This window comes from Advenella kashmirensis WT001 (genome assembly GCF_000219915.2).
GTDB classification, from domain to species: Bacteria; Pseudomonadota; Gammaproteobacteria; order Burkholderiales; family Burkholderiaceae_B; genus Advenella; species Advenella kashmirensis.
On record NC_017964.1, the window covers coordinates 684432 to 703114 of the forward strand.

Below are 18683 nucleotides of genomic sequence, written 5' to 3' on the forward strand. Positions count from 1 at the left end.
GCTGCTGCGTTATTCTGAGACGCTAGCGTAGCGCAGCAATCCCGGCGCAGGCAGCAGCCAGTGCCGCGAAGCGAGCATGTTGCGGCTTGACGAAACGGTGGTGGATGACATGCCATCGTCGGATATGGGCGTTGTGGTAGTCATGGACAATTTGATTTAACGCACGAATATTATGCTTTTTTAGCGCGCATTGACTAGCCAGTTCGATTGATTTGTTTCAAAATGGCTGCGGGTTTTTGTTTTGTCGTACAGGCTTGTCGATGCATTTCAAAGATTTTGTCAATGGGCTATCGGAGCCATTCAGACTGAATTCAGTCATGGCGGATGCAGATATCAGCCTGCCGCGTTTCAATCAAATCCTGCCGCAAATTCTGTCCAATGCCAAGTTGCATCCCGCAACGCAACCGGCTCATGGGTTCAGAGTCAATCTGTCTGCATTTGCCTTGACCGCCAGCGCCAGCGTGGTCATGCTGCAGGCAAATCATGCTGATCTTATATGGGCGCCTGCCGCCAGCAACAGCCCACAGTGGTTGCTTTTACACACAAGGGAGGCTGCAGAGTTCACCGATAATACCAACAGCTGCACACTGCAGGCGGGCGATCTGCTGCTGATTCACAGCTCTGGTTCGGCCAGCCTGCGACCGCATCTGAATCTTGACTGTACAATCGTTGCCCTGCAGGAGTCTTGCGTCGGACACCGGCAATCGCTGTTTCGGCAGGCTTGCAATCAGCGCTTTCGCCCAGACAGTGGCTGGGCGAAAGTGCTGGCGATATGCCTGCGCGATTTGAATGAGCCGTTCATGGAGCGGATCGCCTCGGTGCCATCGGATCAGGCCGTTTGTCTGGACACGGTGCGCTTGCTGGCGGGCATGACGATCGGGCAGAACATACATCATCGTCTGGCAAGTCGCTCTCCCGAAAAAAACTATCAGGCCCGCCATAATCTGTACACCGAGATCACGTTGTGGCTCTACTTGAATTCCAGCCAAATCAGTCTGACAGGCGAAAAAGTGGCAAGGGAATTTCGCATTTCAGTGCGTACGTTGCACAAGCTGTTTCGCCAGTTCAATGACTCGGCGACTTTTGCAATGTTTCTGAACGATATCCGTATGTTGAACGCCAGAAACCTGCTGCGCGATTCGTTGCTCGGATATCTTAAGATTGGCGATATCGGCTGGCTTTGCGGATTTTCCGACCCTGCGCATTTCGGCAAGGTTTTCAAAAAATACTACTCGATCACGCCCGGGAAAATGCGCGATATTGCACGCGGCAGGGATGAATCCCAGGCATCATCCTAAGTGCAAGTGTCGCCGACTGCAGCACGGGTTACCGTCAACGCCGGGACATTCAGCGACGTTAGTTGCAGTTACCCTGCGGACGCAGGGCCGAAGCGATTTTTCGGCCCTTGCTTGGCCAGTTTCGAAGCGAACCATCTTCGCGCAAGCCATAACGGTGTCTCTATTCAGTCGTGCACGCCTGTTGCTCCGAACTATCGGTTCTGGCGGGCGTGCCGTCGGGATACCGTTCAGTGAATTAATCCAGCGTGATATTCTCTCGCTCGATGACTTGCGCCAACTGCTTGGTCTCGTTCGCAATGCGCATTGCGAAATCCTTAGGATTGGTCATGGCAATGGTTCCCTGTGCACTCAATAACGTTTTCGCTGTCGGCACAGACATGGCTTGTCTGGCGTGCTCGTACAACTTCTCTATGATGTCGCTAGGGGTGCCGGCAGGCGCCAGCAGACCCAGCCAGAACGTCAAATCGATATTCGGAAAACCGCCTCAGCCATTGTGGGAATATCGGGTAGCTGGGAAATGCGTTGCTTGGGCGTTACCGCGAGAGCCTTGAGTTTTCCAGCGCGAATTTGCGGAACGCTGGCCAGGGTGTCGAATGAAGTGTTTACCTCGCCAGCCATCACCGCCATGCTCGCCTGCGATGCAGACTTGTACGGGACGTGCGTGGCCTTGAACCCTCCGTCATTGCTCAACATGGCATACGCCAGGTGAGCGAGATTCCCAACACCGCCAGACCCGTAACTGAGCTCAGCGGGATGGCTCTTGGCAAACGCGACCAAGTCTTTTACGGAGTTGATGGCGTGCTTGTTTGCCCATTCAGCGTTTACATTCAGGACGAACGGTGCATCCAGCACCAGCGAGATCGGGGTAAAGTCTGTCGACTTGTATGGCGAGTTCTTGTAAATCAACGGATTGCCGGTAATGCTGCTGCTGTTGGTAGCCAACAAGGTATAGCCATCCGGTGCCGATCGGGCAACATCGGTCGCACCAATGGAGCCGTTGGCTCCGCCTTTGTTTTCCACAATGACCGACTGTCCCAGTGATTTAGAGAGATTGTCGGCAAGCAGCCGCGCCATTGCATCGGTAATGGATCCCGCCGGAAAGGGAACGACGATTCGAATCAGCTTTGCAGGCCATTTTTTATCCTGTGCAAACGCCACTGTGCAACCGAGTCCGAACGCTGATGCGCCCGCGACGCTAGCAGTTACGACTAGAAAATCTCTACGTGATTTCAATATTGCCATGTTAAGTCTCCTAAAATTTTATGAACAAAAAATGAAAGATTCAAATTGCGATATCTATGGATCGCTTTGTACAACGCTCGCAAGCCGGCCATTCTGTGTCGTTGAGAATCGCGGCTTGAGACAAATCAAACAACGTGTTTCAAGGCTCCCGGGCCGCTTTCCTGGTGGCCGATGTTCCGGTGATTCCACTATCCTCAAGTACTTGTTGCTGTTCCTGCGTCATGCCAAGCACCCGGGAGAAGACCTCGCGGTTGTGCTCACCCAGTGTGGGCGCCGGACGGACCAGCTGAGTTGCCGAGGCCGTCTCTCTGAACCAGGCAGTGGTGGCCATATACTCGCCAAGATATGCACGAGGTATCCTGGAAAAGAAGCCCCTGTCGTTCAAATGTGAGTCTTCCATCACACGCCAGATTGGCTGCACCACGCCCGCAGCAACGCCGGCCTTTTGCAGTTCGCGCATGGCGCTGTCTGCGGTTCGCTGTCGGCACCACGTGCTGATGTGAGCATCTATCTGCTGCCGTCGCGCACGACGGCCCTCAGCGTGGTTCAATGACGAATTGGTGCCCAGCGCGTGAGCATCAATGACGTGGACCAGGGCCTGCCATTGTGTGTCGTTGGTGATGCTCAGAACCACCCACTCGTCATCGTCTGCACATTGATACACACCGTGAGGCGCGAAGAGGGGATGCTCGTTACCGTTTCTCGGTGTCGTTTTCCCGCAGGCAGACTGCTCCAGGATGAATGGGGCAGCCATGGGGAGCATGCATTCGACCTGCGAGAGATTGACGTGCCGGCCTTTTCCTGTCCGCGCCTGTACCAGGAGCGCCAGGAGAGCAGCGGCGCCACCATTCCATCCGCCGACAGGATCGCCATACGCGTAGGATGTCAGTGATGGCGGATTCTGTGGGAATCCGGTGTGATGCGGCAAACCGCTAGCCTGCTCAAGCGTGCCGCCGTAAGCCCGGGTGGTGCTCCACTCATTGCCCGCACCAAACGCGGGCATGGAGACCATCACCAGCCGATCATTCACCTTGGACAAAGCCGCATAATCCAGGCCCAGCTTGGGCAGCACCTCTGTTGAATAGTTTTCGATGACGATGTCGGCGGTTTTTACCAAATCGAGTAAAACGGCGCGTCCTTCCTGACGCGTCAAATCCAGGGTAATGCCGAGCTTGTTTCGATTCATTAGAGCGAAGTTCGCGTTTTTTTCGTAAAGCCGCTCGCTGTAGAACTCCTCGGTATAATGCGTTCCCCGCCACCAATCCGGATACTGCGTCCCTTCGACCTTAATGACCTCGGCGCCAAAGTCTGCCAGGGTGCGCGCTGCCAGCGGGCCTGCCCACCCCATGGTCAAATCGATCACACGCGTCTTCCGAAGCGGCGGCACCGCTACTTTCGCGCGGGTGCGGCGTACTCGCAAAGCCAGTGCTTCGTCGCTGCGATAATACTGGTTATCCGCCCCCTTCATTGGTGCAGCGCCACCCGGCAACGGTCCTGCATCTCCGAGCGGAAACGGCACGACCACCCCTTCAAACTGCCGGTCTCCGGATATCACAGGAACAAACGCACCGCGTTCACGATGTACCTGCTGCGCAAGCAACTCGTCCATAGTCGGCACGATAACGGCCGGAAATTTAGCCTTGCCAAGCTCCTCAAACCAGTCCTTGGCCGTCTTGGTAAGCAGGGCTGGAATCAGGAATGCGTCAATCTCGTCGGCATGTTTGATGCGTGTCGGGCCGTTTATGAATCTGGGATCCTGGGCATGTTCCGGATGCCCCACAGCCGCACACAGCGCAGCCCATTGCGGACCGGTGTGGGCGAAAATGCCGATCCAGCCTTCACGGGTCTTGTAGATGCCGCCGGGGTGTGTCGTACAAAACCGGTTGACGCCCAAGCGGGCTTTGGGGTGGCGTCCGTCTTGCACCATGCCTGCTTCCATCTCCACAACAGAGAAGGCAAGCTCATGAATGCTCAGTACATAGCGGCGGCTTCCGTCAGACTCTCCCAACAAGGCTGAAATCGCGCTGGAGAAAGCGCCGATACCGGCAACAATGCCTGTTTGCACGTCGTGCGGCAGATGTGGCGGCCCTTCTACCGCGCCGCTACTGTATACAGCGCCGGCCAGGGCGCGGCACACAGCGGTAGTTCCTAAGAATGTGCTATACGGACCACTTTCGCCAAACCAGGTTAAACACACCTCGATGGGCATGTTTTCGCCGCTGGCCGCGTCACTTGCGCCATACACCGGGCGACTCAGAACTTCGATGCCCTCACTGAGCGCCCTGGCATCGAGTACCACGTCGCAGGTTCTGGCCAGGCGCGCCAGCCATGCGTATTGCTCAAAACGTTGACTACCCAATGTGACGCTGCGTTTATTTGTGCTGAGCCAGGCGTTCAGCGCGCTTTGCGATTCGGTATCAGAACTGGTCAGCAACGGTGGTACCGTCCGAAGCGCGTCTCCGTCCGGATCCTCCACCTTGATGACCTCTGCACCAAAGTCTGCGAAGAGTTTCCCTGCATAGGCCAATGCCGCTCCGCTACCGATTTCCAGGACGCGCAGTCCGGCAAGAGCAAGCTGACTGGTGGGTTCGTGCTTAACCACAGTGTGTTTCCTTTATGAGAGTGCCGTGCTTACCAGGTATCGACAAACGAGCGACGGGGGCGAGCCGCACGTAACGATGCGGAAGCGATGCCCTGACGAATCCATGTCCGCGTTTGGGCCGGATCGATGACTGCATCGATTTCTGTGGTGGACGCAACGTTGATGGCATGACCACGTTCGTATGCACGCGCCACCAACTGGTCGTAAAGCGCTTGCCGTTCCGGCCCATCCGGAACGCTGTCGAGTTCCTTTTTGAACCCCAGCCGGATTGAGCCTTCCAGTCCCATCGGACCGAACTCTCCTGTGGGCCAGGACACCGAGCAACTTGCCGAGCGAAAACCGCCGCCTGCCATTGCCATTGCGCCCAGACCGTAGCCCTTGCGCAGGGCAATGGCCAGGATCGCGACGCGCAATTTGGCTGCGGTCACAAACATACGGGACACGTGGCGCACCTGGGCCTTGGCTTCTTCGTCGGGACCCACCATGAATCCGGGCGTATCGATCAGCGAAATGATCGGCAGGCCATGAACATCACAAAGATTCATGAACCGGGCCGCCTTGTCCGCAGCATCAGCATCAATGGCGCCGCCCAGATGTTGTGGGTTATTGGCGATGATGCCTACCGGCTGCCCTTCAACGCGTGCAAGCGCGGTGTGCATGCCGTGCCCGAATCCGGAGCGAAGCATCAATACACTGTCTACGTCGGCGATGCCTTCAATGGCTTTGCGACTGTCGTAGACGCGCAAGCGATTCTCTGGGACCACGTGTCGCAGCGCCAGTGGATTGGGCGCCGACCAGTCTTTCGTTCTACCCTGAAACATTGCAAGATAATGCTTGGCGAGCTTAACGGCCTGTGCTTCATTTTCCACCAGAATGTCGATGACGCCATTGGCAAATTGCACGCTAGCCGGGCCAACGTCTTCAGGCTTGAATACACCCAGGCCGCCGCCCTCAATCATTGCGGGGCCGGCCATGCCGATATTGGAATTTTTGTCCGCGATGATGACGTCACATACACCCAGAAAGGCAGCGTTGCCGGCAAAGCATCGGCCCGACACGATGCCCAGCAGCGGCACTTCTCCACTGAGTTCTGCCAGCGCAGCAAAGGAAGGCTGGTACAAGCCGGAAACAAACGGGAAATCCACATCTCCCGGACGCCCACCGCCGCCTTCTGCAAACAGCACGAACGGCATTTGGTCGCGGCGGGCACGCTCCACCAGACGATCGGTCTTGATATGATTGCGCTTGCCTTGCGTACCGGCCAGCACCGTTGCGTCATAGGCCATCACGGCACTTAACGATTGCTCATAACCGAACTGCGCGCTATTGATGTTGCCAATACCCGTGACAATACCGTCAGCGGGCGTGTTTAGCATCAGATCCTCTTTGGTGCGACGGCTTGCCTGTGCGGCAACGACCAATGCGCCGTATTCGACAAAGGAACCATCATCACACAGATCAGCAAGGTTCTCGCGGGCAGTGCGTTGCCCGCGTGCACGGCGCTTTGCCACCGCGTCCGGGCGAGCCTCGTCATACAGGATGGCATGGCGATCAAGTACTGCCTGCAAATCGGGGCGGATGGCCGTCAAATCGACCGTTTCAACGGCGAGCTCTGCGTCTGTACCGTCCAACGCCTGTTCCAGCACCACCAGGATATCGCCTTCCGCTGTCTGACTACCGTTATTCACCCGTACTTCAACGACGCTTCCATTGAACTCGGCAACAACGGAATGCTCCATTTTCATCGCTTCGATGACCGCAATGGGCTGGCCTTTCAGAACCGTATCGCCTGCATTCACCGAGACTTCGACAATCCGTCCGCTCAGTGGCGCGCACAAGGCTGCAAGCCCGTCCTCGAGCACTTCCTGTACGACGCTTTTGGCGGTTGACGATGCTGCGGCAGCAGGCAACGCTTCGCTAGTGAGCTTATTCTTTGCTTCCTGCTCACTTTCGAGCACAGATGCAGTAGCGACCAGTTGCCCAAGAATCGATTCGATATAGCGGGTGTGGTTCTTTTGCTGGAGGAAATCATCACGATCGACAAGCGCTTTCAGTAAATGAATGTTGGTCGAAATGCCGGCGATCGTGAACTCAGCCAAGCTGCGTCGCAAGCGCCTGACGACATTTGAAAATTCATCACTGGCGCTCGATACAATCAGCTTGGCCAAAAGCGTATCGAAAGCCGGGGCGGGGCAATAGCCGCTAAAGGCATGCGTATCCACTCGCACATCCGGTCCCGTGGGTGGATCGAAGCGCTCCAGCCGACCGTGTGCCGGTCGCGCCAAACCATTGGCGTCGGTGGATTCTGCCGTCACGCGTACTTGAATGGCATAGCCTTTGATCTGTGGCGGATTCGCAGGGTTCACGCCCAATGCTTCAAGCCGCTTTCCTTGCGCAATGCCGATTTGCAACGCCACCAGATCGACTCCGGTAACTTGCTCGGTAATCGTATGCTCCACTTGGAGTCGAGGATTGGCCTCGATGAAAACAAAATCCGTTTGCGCGCCGTTTTCGTCTTCCTCAACGAGAAATTCAAATGTACCAAGGCTGCGATAGTTCACTTTCGACGCAAGCTTGATTGCCGCAGCCAGGATCTCTGTTCGCAATTGCGCATTCAGAACCGGGCTTGGCGCGATTTCAACCACTTTCTGGAAACGACGTTGCAACGTGCAATCGCGCTCACCCAGCGCGACAACATGTGCGCCGTCCCCCACGATTTGCACCTCGATGTGACGCGCGCGGTTTACCAGGCGTTCTGCATAGAGGGTATCCACGCCAAATGCGGACATTGCCTCGGATCGGCAGCGTGCATAGAGTTCAGGGATCTGATCCCTGGTCTTTACGACACGCATGCCGCGACCGCCGCCACCGCCCACCGCCTTGATGACGATGCCTGCGCCGTCCTGCTCGTCGAAAAATTGCATGATTTGCTCCAGCGTGGCGCCTCCATGCGTGGCGGGCATCACGGGCACGCCGCACTCCCTGGCAAGCTTCAGTGCGCTGCCCTTGTCTCCAAACAAGGCCAAGTGCTCCACTTCGGGGCCAATAAAGGTAATGCCTGCATTAGCGCATGCGGCAGCAAAATCCGGCCGCTCACTTAGAAAACCATAGCCGGGGTGAATGGCATCGCAGTCTTGCCTTTGTGCGACAGCGATAATGGCGTCGATATCGATATAGGCTGCAGGACCCGCAGCATTCAATGCCACTGCAGCGTCCGCCAGTGTCCGATGCCGGGAATTGGCATCATCGCTCGAATAAACCGCCACGCCGGGCATTCCCAGATCACGTATGGCGCGAAGAATGCGAACGGCGATTTCGCCACGATTGGCAACCAAAATTTTCTTCATGATTTCCTGTTTTCCTGATTTTTGTCTTAATCGTTCTCTTGCTCATCACCCGAAGGTGCACGTTCGAGGTCAAGTGAAACGCTTACCGGTTTCGGGGCACCAATTTGAATACGGCACGCGCAACAGCCAAAACCGTCCCATGGCCGTCCCGGACCTCGCCCTCGCAAAATGCAATACTTTTGCCGCGTCGTTTGCAGGCGGCAATAATCTCTACGTTCGATTTGGCAGGCTCATAAAAATGGGTCGACATATCAATCGTTGCCGCCCCCATATTCAGTGGGTCATGCGCCCGCGCTACAACGCTCAATGTGAAGTCCAGCGCGCTCATCAACGCGCCGCCGTGAATATCGCCCCGACTGTTGACCAGCTCGCGTGTCAATTTCAGGCGTGTACGGCAACAATTGCCTTCCAGGCCGATACTCTGGAGGCCAATATGGTGCATGAATGGAACATCAATTCCAAAGTGCCCCAATTGAATCCCGTCTGTTTCTATTGTTAATGGCTGGTTTTTTATACTGTCCAAACTTGAATCCTCTAATGTAGGTATAAAAATAAACTGAAGATCATTGAGCAGTGATGTGCACTGCGCAGGCGCTATTTGACAATCCCAGCGTTGATGCGGTGATAAGTATCGAAAATACCGAGAACACCCGGCGATTCAATTTGTAACGTAGCAGCATTTTGTCTCCGAAAATATTGCCCTTTGTTCATCGTTACGTTTATGAATAACGATGCCAGCGCGCTTTTTAATGAATGCTTAACTTCCTGCTGAGCTCGTTTGCCCCTGCAGTCAAATCAACAAAGCGCCAGTGTTGTCACTTTTGAAACCGCTGGATGACATGACGGGCTTGTGGATGGACCGCTGCCGAAACCCTTTGTCAGCGAAGCTGCTTTGCCTTGGTCATGGACGTGCAATTGAGTGGTTTAATAGTAATTTCGGCGAGTCTGTGACACAATTCACATCTTTCTCTGACAGCTATAGCGGTTCGGCATAGATCACAATCGGGGTGAACCAACGATGGATTTAAGACAACTTCGGACCATCCTGGCTATTGCGGAAACGGGTAGTCTAACCAAGGCTGCAGAGCTGCTTCACGTCGTTCAGCCGGCATTGTCCCGACAACTGAAGCAGCTGGAAGATGAACTGGGTAGCCCATTGTTCGAACGACATCGACTTGGCATGGTGCTCACAGTGCCTGGTCGCCGCTTCGTTGACCAGGTGCGCGTTTCATTAAAGGGGCTTAATCAAGCCAAGGCTGACATCGGTGCGGCGGCCGCGAACCTGATGGGGTCTGTCGCCGTCGGTATGCTGCCAGGTCTGGCTGCTGCACTGGCCGGACCACTGGTCACGTCTCTGCGTCGGCAATACCCGGATTTGAAAGTACGCATTGCCACTGGTTTCACGGATTTCCTGCAAGACGGCCTTGAAGATGGCAAGCTGGATATTTGCCTTATGGGCGACTATCTGCAATCCGAGATGCTCCTGACGTCGCCGGTTTTTCGCGAGCCCATTTACGTTGTGGGCCTGCCTGCTTGTGGGTTATCACAGTCTCAACCCGTCACGCTTGCTGAGGTCGCAAAGAGACCCATGGTGGTTCCGGAAGCGCAAAGTCTTCGCAACGCCATCGATCGTGCGTGCACCATTATTGGGGTTAACCTGAATCTGGTGGCTGAGTCCGATAGTACTGCCGTCATCCTCGATCTGGTGGAGCGCGGCGTGGGCTATACCATCCTGCCGGTCATGCCGATTACCCCAATGTTAAAGGCCGGGCGCATCGTCGGCGCACCCATCGTCAGTCCTCAACTTCGCCGGACCGTGATCATCGGCAGTCCGGTAATTAATCGCAACCCGCATACGGTCAGTGCACTTCAGGGTGAACTGATCGGCTTGCTGCGGCCGTATGTCCAGCAATTTTCTTGTGTGGGGGTGGAGTGGCTGGCTGATATGCCTTGATAATGGGGTAGAGCCTTAATCATGATCTGGCGGACCGGGCACCCAATGGGCAACTCTGGCCAGGCATGATGTTAAATGCTGTGGGCCGTGCTGATGGCTCGGGTTGCCTTCAGCACGGCTGCCTCGTTCAGTGCAGTTGCTTGCTGCGCGATTACTTCGCGGGGTCGGCGGGAATCCATTTTTCGGCCATTTGATCGTATTGGCACTGGCCTTGAGCAAGTGCATCCACTGGTCGACATAGAGCTTGAACCGTATGTCATTGTCAGGGATGAGGTATCCCATTTCGGCATATTGCAATGGCTGGTCCGGATTGACTGCGCATAGCTTGGGATTCAGTTTGCTCTGGACCCGGGCTTCGGCCGCTTCGGTCACAAAGGCATCGGCCTTGCCGTTGGCAACCTCATCAAAAATAGTCAGATTATCCTTGTGCATGGTGAGCGACGCTTTTGGCAACATGGTGCGCGCAAATTTTTCATTGCTGCCGCCGGGGTTGGCGACGATCCTTACTTCCGGGCGGTTCAGGGCATCGATACTTTGATATTTGTCCTTATCCTCGCAGCGGACAATCGGCGTTTTACCATTTACCATATAGGGTGCGCTGAAAAAGCTTTTTTCTGGCGTTCCACGGACACTGAAATGCCGCCGGCCCCGATATCGCATTTGCCGGACGTAAAATCGGCCATCAGATTGGCCCAGGACGTTTTGACAACCTGCATCTTGGCGCCCAGGGTATCGGCCAGGGCATTCATCAGGTCGATGTCCAGGCCTTCAAAATGCCCGCCCTGATCGAAGCTGAAGGGTTTATAGTCGCCTGGTGTACAGACGCGCAGGGTCTTGCTGTCCGTGACCTGTTTGAGCGTATCGGGAGCCGTTTGCGCCAGAACCGAAAGTGGCAAAGTGCAAAGCAGGGCGGACAACAGCGTCTTTTTCATGGTTATTCTCCGAAGACAAGGATGGATAAAAACAGCAAGTCTGGCGCAATTTCAGATGCAATACAATCAGGCTTATCCCAATATACGGGTACACTGGCTGGTGCATACCCAATCTACAACACAGACACAATGAATATTTCGCCCTGGCTAACCGGCTTTGCGCCCCTTCATTCGCCGCACATTACTCATCTTATTCTTGGCAGTTTCCCGTCGGAAGCATCGCTTGCGCGTCAGGGTTACTACGGACATCCGCAAAACCAGTTCTGGCGGCTGATGGGCGCAATCCTGGATGAACCCATGGCGACCCTGGACTATGAGGCGCGTACCGCCGTCTTGCTGGCGCACCGTATCGGGCTCTGGGATGTATACGCCGGCTGCGAGCGTGTTGGCAGTCTGGATAGCGCCATTCGTCAGGGTCGGCTCAATCCGCTACATACCCTGTTTGCTGCGTCGCCCGCATTGCAGTATGTGGGGTTCAATGGCAAGGCGTCAGCCAAGGCGGGACAGCGGCATATTCCCGCACATATCCAGACGCAGACCCTAGCATCAAGCAGTCCCGCCTACACACTGGCTTTCGCTGCCAAGCTGCAGCAATGGCAACAGTTTTTTGCGCAGCGCCCGAGCTGATATTGCGACAGACGATATTGCCCGTATCGGCAGGCAGCGGTTTCGGTTTTTGCTGAGGTAGCCTGGCTGGCAGGGTTTGGTTAGCGCTGCCTGGTGAGGGCGACCCGCCAGGTGCGCCTTGGTGATAATCACGATTGTCTTCACCCTATAGGGTTCTGATACAATAGCCCGGTTCGACGCTGTACCGGTTGCGCCGCTCATCTGCAGCTTGTTTGCCAGCCATCGGCCTGAGTTTTCACGCCTTGCCGGTTGGGCCAGCCAGGGCTGTGCGATGGTCAGGCCGCACTGTCTGAACCGGCACAACGCAATTTCCTGTTGTCCTATTTCAACCTTCTTCAAGAAAAAAAAACCAAGGAGCATCACATGAGTTTGTCACGTCGCCATTTACTGAAGGCCGCCGGCTTGTCCGGCCTGGCAACCGTCTGGCCAGGTATCGGCCTGGCACAGAATGCACCCAAGCTGGAAAAAACCGATGTCTCTATTGCCGTGGGGGGCAAGGGTCTGGTGTACTACCTGCCGCTGACCATTGCAGAACAAAAGGGCTTCTTCAAGGAAGAAGGACTCAATGTCAAGGTAGCCGATTTTGCAGGCGGCTCCAAAGCCTTGCAGGCGGTGGTCGGGGGCAGCGCCGATGTCTGCTCCGGGGCGTTTGAGCATACCATCAACCTGCAATCCAAGAAACAATATTTCCGTGCGTTTGTACTGCAAGGGCGCGCCCCAATGATCGTTCTGGCGGGCAACAAGAAAACGCTGGCCGGCTACAAATCGCCTGCCGACCTCAAAGGCAAGAAAATCGGCGTTACGGCCCCTGGTTCCTCAACTAATATGCTGGTCAGTTTTTTCCTGGCCCAGCACGGGTTGAAAGATTCCGATGTGTCCATTATCGGCGTTGGCGGTGGCGCCGGGGCGGTCAGCGCCCTGCGGGCCGGTCAGATTGATGCCCTGAGCAACCTGGATCCGGTAATCAGCTTGCTCGACGGCACAGGTGATATCTTTACGATTGCAGATACCCGTACCCTGAAAGATACGCAAACGATTTTCGGCGGCCCCATGCCTGCCGGCTGCCTATATACCGCGCAAAAGTATATTGATGAAAATCCGGGCACGGTGCAGGCGCTGACCAATGCCATGGTCAAGGCTGATAAATGGATTCAGACTGCAGGCGCAGAAGAGATCATGAAAACGGTCCCCAAAAACTATCTGCTGGGCAACCCCGATGTCTACAAGCTTGCGCTGACCAAGAGTTTTGAGGGATTGTCACCAGACGGCCGGATTGATCCCAAAGGCGCTGAAACGTCATTGAAAGCACTGTCTGTCTATATCGCCGGCTTCAAGGCCGACGAGATAGACCTGTCCAAATGCTGGACCAATGATTTCTCCGACAAAGCTAACAATGCCTGATGCTATGAATGATGCTGCCTTAAGCCTGGACAATATCACCTGCACGTTCGTCTCCAAAGACGACCGTGATCAGAAATACACCGCAGTCCGGGATGCGACGCTGCATATCGCTCCCGGGGAATTTGTTTCTGTAGTCGGGCCTACAGGCTGTGGCAAATCCACGCTGCTCAATGTGGGGGCAGGCCTGCTTGCTCCCTCATCCGGCCAGGTGCGGGTGTTTGGCCAGCCCTTGTCCGGAATCAACAAGCGGGCTGGTTATATGTTCCAGGGCGAAGCGTTGCTGCCGTGGCGCAACGCGCTGGACAATGTCACCGCCGGCCTGGAGTTTGCGGGTACGGCCAAGGAAGAGGCCAAGCGCCTGGGACTGGACTGGCTGCGCCGCGTGGGCCTGTCCCAGGCCGAGTATAAATACCCGCATCAAATGTCCGGCGGCATGCGCAAGCGCGTTATGCTGGCGCAAACGCTGATTCGCGATCCCGATATCATCCTCATGGACGAGCCGTTTTCGGCTCTGGATATTCAGACCCGTCAACTGATGGAAAATGAAGTGCTCGATATCTGGATGAAACAGCGCAAGGCCGTGCTCTTCATTACGCATGACCTTGACGAAGCCATTGCCATGAGCGACCGCGTGGTTGTGCTCTCGGCCGGACCCGGAACCCACATCATGGGCGAGTTTCACATCGATCTGCCGCGTCCGCGCGATGTGGCCGAGGTTCGTGCTCACCCGCGCTTTGTTGAACTTCACCAGGCTATCTGGAGCGTCCTGCGTGACGAAGTTCTCAAAGGCTACGATCAACAAAAACGGAAGTAATATGTGGAACTCGCTTAAACCTTCACCCAGAAATTACCGCGCCTGGCAGCTACTGATCGTTGTCGTGCTGCTGGGGTCCTGGTACTTCATTACCCTGAACGATACGGCAGCGTTCTTTTTTGGTCAGCCTCTGGGCGTGGCCGAGGTCATCTGGAACTGGTTCATCGTCAATGCCGATATCTACAAGCATCTGGGGATCACGCTGATCGAAACCTTGCTGGCTTTTTTCCTTGGTACCGTATTCGGCATGGGCTTTGGCTTGTGGCTGGGGCTGTCCCGTACCGCCAGTCTGGTGCTTGACCCTTTTCTGACCGCGCTCAATTCCATGCCGCGGGTCATTCTTGCGCCTATTTTTGCGATGTGGTTCGGGCTGGGTATCGGATCCAAGGTCGCACTGGCCTTTACGCTGGTATTTTTTATCGTGTTCTTCAACGTATTCCAGGGCATCCGCGAAGTCAGTCCCACGCTGCTGGATAACGCGCGCATGCTGGGCGCCAATCGTCGACAGTTACTGCGTCACGTTTATATTCCCTCGGCAACCAGCTGGGTTTTCTCCAGTCTGCATGCCTCGGTTGGCCTGGCCTTTGTCGGTGCGGTCGTCGGGGAATACCTGGGTTCCGCCAGCGGTGTCGGTTATCTGATCCTGCAGGCCGAGGGTACTTTCGATATCAATACGGTGGTGGCCGGTATCATTGTGCTCACGGTGTTTGCCCTTATTCTGGACGGTATTGTCAGCATTACCGAAAAGTATGCGCTCACCTGGCGTCCGGCAGCAGGTGAAACCGAAAAGCTGTAGCAATTGTGCCCGGGCGCGCCCGGGCAATCGCTTCATTATCCAAAACACATCAAGGCGTTGCATCGCCAGGAATTTGCAGTCATGAAAAAACAGATCAAAATCGCCGCGATACCCGGAGACGGTATCGGCAAGGAAGTCATGCCAGAGGGGCTGCGGGTACTGCAGACCGTGAACGAAAAATTCGGTCTGAATCTGGCAGTGACCGAGTTTGAGTGGGCCAGTTGCGACTACTATGAAAAGCATGGGCAGATGATGCCCGATGACTGGTTTGAAACGCTCAAATCCTACGATGCGATTTATTTCGGTGCCGTCGGCTGGCCCGACAAAGTGCCCGATCATATTTCCCTGTGGGGTTCCTTGCTTAAATTCCGTCGCGAATTTGATCAGTATGTGAATTTGCGTCCTGTGCGCCTGATGCCCGGCGTGCCATGTCCGCTGGCCAATCGCAAGCCGGGCGATATTGATTTTCTGGTGGTGCGCGAGAACACCGAAGGTGAATACTCTTCAGTGGGCGGCAAGATTTTTGAAGGCACCGACAGGGAAGTGGTGCTGCAGGAGTCGGTCTTTACCCGCAAGGGTGTGGACCGTATTCTGAAATACGGATTCGAACTGGCCAATCGGAGCGAACGTAAAACGCTGACGGCAGCGACCAAGTCCAACGGTATTTCAATCAGCATGCCGTACTGGGATGAACGAGTGCTGGAGATGGCCAGTCAGTACCCGGACGTCAAATGGGATAAGCAGCACATTGATATCCTGTGTGCGCGCTTTGTTTTACAACCGGACCGCTTTAATGTGGTGGTCGCATCCAATCTGTTTGGCGATATTTTGTCTGATTTGGGGCCGGCATGCACGGGCACGATCGGCATCGCGCCATCGGCAAACCTGAATCCGGAACGTGATTTTCCGTCGCTGTTTGAGCCGGTGCACGGTTCTGCACCGGATATCTTTGGCAAAAACATTGCCAATCCGGTGGCCATGATCTGGTCCGGCGCGATGATGCTGGAATTTTTTGCGGCGGATAACCCGGATGCGCAAAAAGCGGCAGATTGTATTATGCAGGCGGTTGAGGCAACATTGCTCAATGGGCCAAAAACGCCGATCTTGGGGGGCAGGCAAAGACCGCAGAGATGGGTGAGGCCATCGCGAAATTGGTCGCCAGTCAGCAGTAGGGCATACGTGCCAGGTGACGGTGCGCTTGCCTGACCTGGGCATTGTCAAACAGCAGACCGATACAATACGCGCAATGAGCCAGATCGTTCCCGTTCTGGCCAAGCACTATGCAAAGCACCATCGTCAGATCGGCCCGGGCCGGTGCTGGCGATTTTTTTATCTGGTATCGTGTGATAATTGAACGCATGAAGTGGTGAGTGCCTGAAATCGACATGGCACTTTTCAGATATCGCTATCCGAGACAGAACGCAACTGGCAACGTGTATTGCCACACATGACGCGCAGATGCCGGATTTACCACCAGATTGATCCGTACACGTTTACCGGCAGACCTATCCGCAAAAGAACGAGCATGAACAACATCAACAGCAAACCCTTGATTTCCATTGGCGCCTGGGCGGCACAATCAGCATGACCGGCACGCCGGGTAGCCAGGGAGTAAGCTCGAACCTGGGCGCAGAGGAGCTGGCCCAGTCCGTGCCAGGGCTGGCCCAGGCAGCCACGCTTAATTTGCATACGCTGGCCAGAATCGCCAGTGGCTCCATCCGTTTCCAGCATCTATTTGACACCCTGGCGTGGGCCGGGCAACAGGTTGATCAGGGCGCGCAGGGTGTGGTCATCACCCAGGGCACCGACACACTGGAAGAGTCAGCATTTCTGCTGGATCTATTCTGGAACCGACGCCAGCCACTGGTGCTGATGGGAGCCATGCGCAACCCGCAAATGCCTGGCGCCGATGGCAGTGCCAATCTGCTGGCTGCGGTACAAGTGGCTGCCGACAAGCACAGTTGCGAGCGCGGGGTGCTGGTGGTTATGAATGATGACATTCACGAGGCGCGGCGCGTGCGAAAAATGCATACCACCCATGTTGATGCATTTGTCTCACCGGTGTTCGGACCCGTCGGAGTCGTACAGGAAGGGCAAGTGCGCTATTTGCGCGATACCCCCGAAACGCCACGCTTACCAACACCAACAGCGCACGACGACAAAGTGCTGCTGCTCGAACACAGTCTTGATGATGATCCAGATATCGTCTCTTGTGCACTGAGCGCGGGATACGCCGGCATCGTGGTCGCCGGGTTTGGTTCCGGGCACGTGTCGGAGCCGCTGCGCGATGCACTGGTCGCGGCGCTAGCACAGGTGCCTGTCATCGTGTGCAGCCGTACGGGTGCAGGCAGCACCACCACGGCGGTGTACGGTTACAAGGGGGCGGAAATCGATTTGCAGCAGCACGGCGTCTTGATGGGCGGCTGGCTGTGTCCGCGCAAGGCCAGGCTGCTGCTCGCTGCTGCCATCTGGAACGGACTCAATCGCGACGCGATCAACAAGCTGTTGACCGCCTGGTCAAAGTAACAACCAGTTTATTTCAAATGTATTTGCACAAGGAAATGTCATGTCATATCGGTATCTGGGCAAAAGCGGATTGAGCATCTCTCCCCTTACGTTAGGGACAATGATGTTTGGCGGACAAACGGATGAAGCGCAAGCGCATCGTATTATCCAGGACGCCAGAGAGCGGGGGATCAACTCCATTGATACCGCGGATGTTTATAATGGCGGCGAGTCCGAACGTGTGGTGGGCCGGGCCCTCAAAGACAGTCGTGATTTCTGGGTGCTGGCCACCAAGCTGGGCAATCCGGCAGGCGAGGGCCCCAATGAGCGTGGCATCTCGCGCAAATGGATTATTCAGTCTGTGGAAGCAAGCCTGAAACGCCTGGGGACTGACTATATCGATATCCTGTATATGCATCGCGAAATTCCCGACCAGCCGCTGGGCGAAGCGATGCGCGCCATTGCCGATCTGATCCGCCAGGGCAAGCTGCGCTACTTCGGTGTGTCCAATTTTCGCGGCTGGAAAATTGCCGACACCATCCGCCTGGCCGATGAGCTGGGTATTGACCGTCCTGTGGCCAGTCAGCCCTTATATAACCTGGTATCACGCAATGCAGAAGTGGAGCAGTTGCCCGCTGCCGCAAACTACGGAATCGGTGTCATTTCTTACAGCCCACTGGCGCGGGGCGTGTTGACGGGAAAATATGCAGCAGATGCGCCGCCACCGCCCGATTCCCGGGCAGGTCGCGGCGATAAGCGCATTCAGCAAACGGAGTTTCGTCCGGAGTCGCTGCTGGTGGCACAGAAAATCAAGGAACATGCTCAGGAGCGGGGCATATCTGCTGCTGATTTTGCGCTGGCATGGGTGTTGAACAATCAATACGTAACTTCGGCTATCGTGGGACCGCGTACCTTTGAACAATGGCAGTCTTATCTGAACGCGCTGCAATACACGTTGACTGAAGAAGACGAGGCGCTGGTGGATGCCCTGGTTACACCAGGGCATGCTTCCACGCCGGGCTATAGCGATCCAGGCCATCCGGTACGAGGGCGCGTGCCCTATCCTGAAAGTGAAGGTCCCGGAGATTTCACGTTGTTTGTGCAGGCGACACCACAACAGGAAAAGTCGTAAGCCACAGTGACGCCCTTAGCTGTCGGCAGACGA

General features: G+C 55.7%; 14 protein-coding genes and 2 pseudogenes. 9 read left to right on the top strand and 7 right to left on the bottom strand.

From position 1 onward, the window contains the following. Positions 1 to 9 precede the first annotated feature (9 nt). Complete coding sequence (locus tag TKWG_RS25730; protein ID WP_264300269.1) at positions 10 to 144, bottom strand: hypothetical protein; 135 nt, start codon at positions 142 to 144, stop codon at positions 10 to 12. 173 nt (positions 145 to 317) lie between these two features. Here TKWG_RS25730 and TKWG_RS03295 point away from each other — a divergent pair, with 173 nt between their 5' ends. Then, positions 318 to 1298 carry an AraC family transcriptional regulator gene (locus tag TKWG_RS03295; RefSeq protein ID WP_171815111.1) on the top strand — a complete coding sequence of 327 codons (981 nt, stop codon included), beginning with the start codon at positions 318 to 320 and terminating at the stop codon, positions 1296 to 1298. Between the two features lie 235 nt (positions 1299 to 1533). Here the strand turns inward: TKWG_RS03295 and TKWG_RS03300 are convergent. The 4 genes and pseudogenes from TKWG_RS03300 to TKWG_RS03315 all read right to left on the bottom strand — a co-directional run bounded on the left by TKWG_RS03300 (position 1534) and on the right by TKWG_RS03315 (position 8982). Further along, positions 1534 to 2540, bottom strand: a pseudogene (locus TKWG_RS03300) (Bug family tripartite tricarboxylate transporter substrate binding protein). 139 nt (positions 2541 to 2679) lie between these two features. Next, positions 2680 to 5142, bottom strand: coding sequence for a CaiB/BaiF CoA-transferase family protein (locus tag TKWG_RS03305; protein WP_014749462.1), 2463 nt, complete (start codon positions 5140 to 5142; stop codon positions 2680 to 2682). Positions 5143 to 5171: 29 nt separating this feature from the next. Further along, positions 5172 to 8489 (bottom strand): acetyl-CoA carboxylase family protein, encoded by a 3318-nt coding sequence (locus TKWG_RS03310; RefSeq protein WP_014749463.1) that lies wholly within the window; start codon positions 8487 to 8489, stop codon positions 5172 to 5174. Positions 8490 to 8571: 82 nt separating this feature from the next. Continuing rightward, on the bottom strand, positions 8572 to 8982 hold the full coding sequence (locus tag TKWG_RS03315) for a PaaI family thioesterase (RefSeq protein WP_041709804.1): 411 nt from the start codon (positions 8980 to 8982) through the stop codon (positions 8572 to 8574). A gap of 525 nt (positions 8983 to 9507) precedes the next feature. Between TKWG_RS03315 and TKWG_RS03320 the strand changes: the two genes are divergently transcribed. Then, the gene (locus TKWG_RS03320; protein ID WP_014749465.1) at positions 9508 to 10443 is read left to right on the top strand and encodes a LysR family transcriptional regulator; all 936 of its coding nucleotides are present in this window, start codon (positions 9508 to 9510) and stop codon (positions 10441 to 10443) included. A gap of 15 nt (positions 10444 to 10458) precedes the next feature. Here TKWG_RS03320 and TKWG_RS26380 read toward each other — a convergent pair whose 3' ends face one another. Then, positions 10459 to 11031 carry a type 2 periplasmic-binding domain-containing protein gene (locus TKWG_RS26380; RefSeq protein WP_014749466.1) on the bottom strand — a complete coding sequence of 191 codons (573 nt, stop codon included), beginning with the start codon at positions 11029 to 11031 and terminating at the stop codon, positions 10459 to 10461. After that, a complete protein-coding gene (locus tag TKWG_RS26385) occupies positions 11025 to 11375 on the bottom strand; it encodes a transporter substrate-binding domain-containing protein (RefSeq protein ID WP_014749467.1) in 351 nt (116 codons plus the stop codon). Before TKWG_RS26385 ends, TKWG_RS26380 begins: the two co-directional genes overlap by 7 nt. 129 nt (positions 11376 to 11504) lie before the next feature. Here TKWG_RS26385 and TKWG_RS03330 point away from each other — a divergent pair, with 129 nt between their 5' ends. The 7 genes and pseudogenes from TKWG_RS03330 to TKWG_RS03360 all read left to right on the top strand — a co-directional run bounded on the left by TKWG_RS03330 (position 11505) and on the right by TKWG_RS03360 (position 18650). Then, on the top strand, positions 11505 to 12002 hold the full coding sequence (locus TKWG_RS03330; RefSeq protein WP_041709806.1) for a DNA-deoxyinosine glycosylase: 498 nt from the start codon (positions 11505 to 11507) through the stop codon (positions 12000 to 12002). Positions 12003 to 12365: 363 nt separating this feature from the next. Further along, complete coding sequence (locus TKWG_RS03335; RefSeq protein ID WP_041709807.1) at positions 12366 to 13403, top strand: ABC transporter substrate-binding protein; 1038 nt, start codon at positions 12366 to 12368, stop codon at positions 13401 to 13403. Positions 13404 to 13407: 4 nt separating this feature from the next. Beyond that, positions 13408 to 14217 carry an ABC transporter ATP-binding protein gene (locus tag TKWG_RS03340; protein WP_014749470.1) on the top strand — a complete coding sequence of 270 codons (810 nt, stop codon included), beginning with the start codon at positions 13408 to 13410 and terminating at the stop codon, positions 14215 to 14217. A gap of 1 nt (position 14218) precedes the next feature. Further along, on the top strand, positions 14219 to 15013 hold the full coding sequence (locus TKWG_RS03345; RefSeq protein ID WP_014749471.1) for an ABC transporter permease: 795 nt from the start codon (positions 14219 to 14221) through the stop codon (positions 15011 to 15013). Positions 15014 to 15094: 81 nt separating this feature from the next. Continuing rightward, positions 15095 to 16185 (top strand): annotated as a pseudogene (locus tag TKWG_RS03350) (tartrate dehydrogenase). A 394-nt stretch (positions 16186 to 16579) separates the two neighbouring features. After that, a complete protein-coding gene (locus tag TKWG_RS03355) occupies positions 16580 to 17539 on the top strand; it encodes an asparaginase (RefSeq protein ID WP_041708961.1) in 960 nt (319 codons plus the stop codon). Between the two features lie 40 nt (positions 17540 to 17579). Further along, the gene (locus TKWG_RS03360) at positions 17580 to 18650 is read left to right on the top strand and encodes an aldo/keto reductase (RefSeq protein ID WP_014749474.1); all 1071 of its coding nucleotides are present in this window, start codon (positions 17580 to 17582) and stop codon (positions 18648 to 18650) included. The last annotated feature ends 33 nt before the right edge of the window (positions 18651 to 18683 follow it).

Excerpts from the sequence above, each read along its gene's own strand:
- TKWG_RS25730 (WP_264300269.1), bottom strand. The coding sequence starts at position 144 with ATGACTACCACAACGCCCATATCCGACGATGGCATGTCATCCACCACC.
- TKWG_RS03295 (WP_171815111.1), top strand. The coding sequence starts at position 318 with ATGGCGGATGCAGATATCAGCCTGCCGCGTTTCAATCAAATCCTGCCG.
- TKWG_RS03310 (WP_014749463.1), bottom strand. The coding sequence starts at position 8,489 with ATGAAGAAAATTTTGGTTGCCAATCGTGGCGAAATCGCCGTTCGCATT.
- TKWG_RS03320 (WP_014749465.1), top strand. The coding sequence starts at position 9,508 with ATGGATTTAAGACAACTTCGGACCATCCTGGCTATTGCGGAAACGGGT.
- TKWG_RS26380 (WP_014749466.1), bottom strand. The coding sequence starts at position 11,031 with ATGGTAAATGGTAAAACGCCGATTGTCCGCTGCGAGGATAAGGACAAA.
- TKWG_RS26385 (WP_014749467.1), bottom strand. The coding sequence starts at position 11,375 with ATGAAAAAGACGCTGTTGTCCGCCCTGCTTTGCACTTTGCCACTTTCG.
- TKWG_RS03330 (WP_041709806.1), top strand. The coding sequence starts at position 11,505 with ATGAATATTTCGCCCTGGCTAACCGGCTTTGCGCCCCTTCATTCGCCG.
- TKWG_RS03335 (WP_041709807.1), top strand. The coding sequence starts at position 12,366 with ATGAGTTTGTCACGTCGCCATTTACTGAAGGCCGCCGGCTTGTCCGGC.
- TKWG_RS03340 (WP_014749470.1), top strand. The coding sequence starts at position 13,408 with ATGAATGATGCTGCCTTAAGCCTGGACAATATCACCTGCACGTTCGTC.
- TKWG_RS03345 (WP_014749471.1), top strand. The coding sequence starts at position 14,219 with ATGTGGAACTCGCTTAAACCTTCACCCAGAAATTACCGCGCCTGGCAG.
- TKWG_RS03360 (WP_014749474.1), top strand. The coding sequence starts at position 17,580 with ATGTCATATCGGTATCTGGGCAAAAGCGGATTGAGCATCTCTCCCCTT.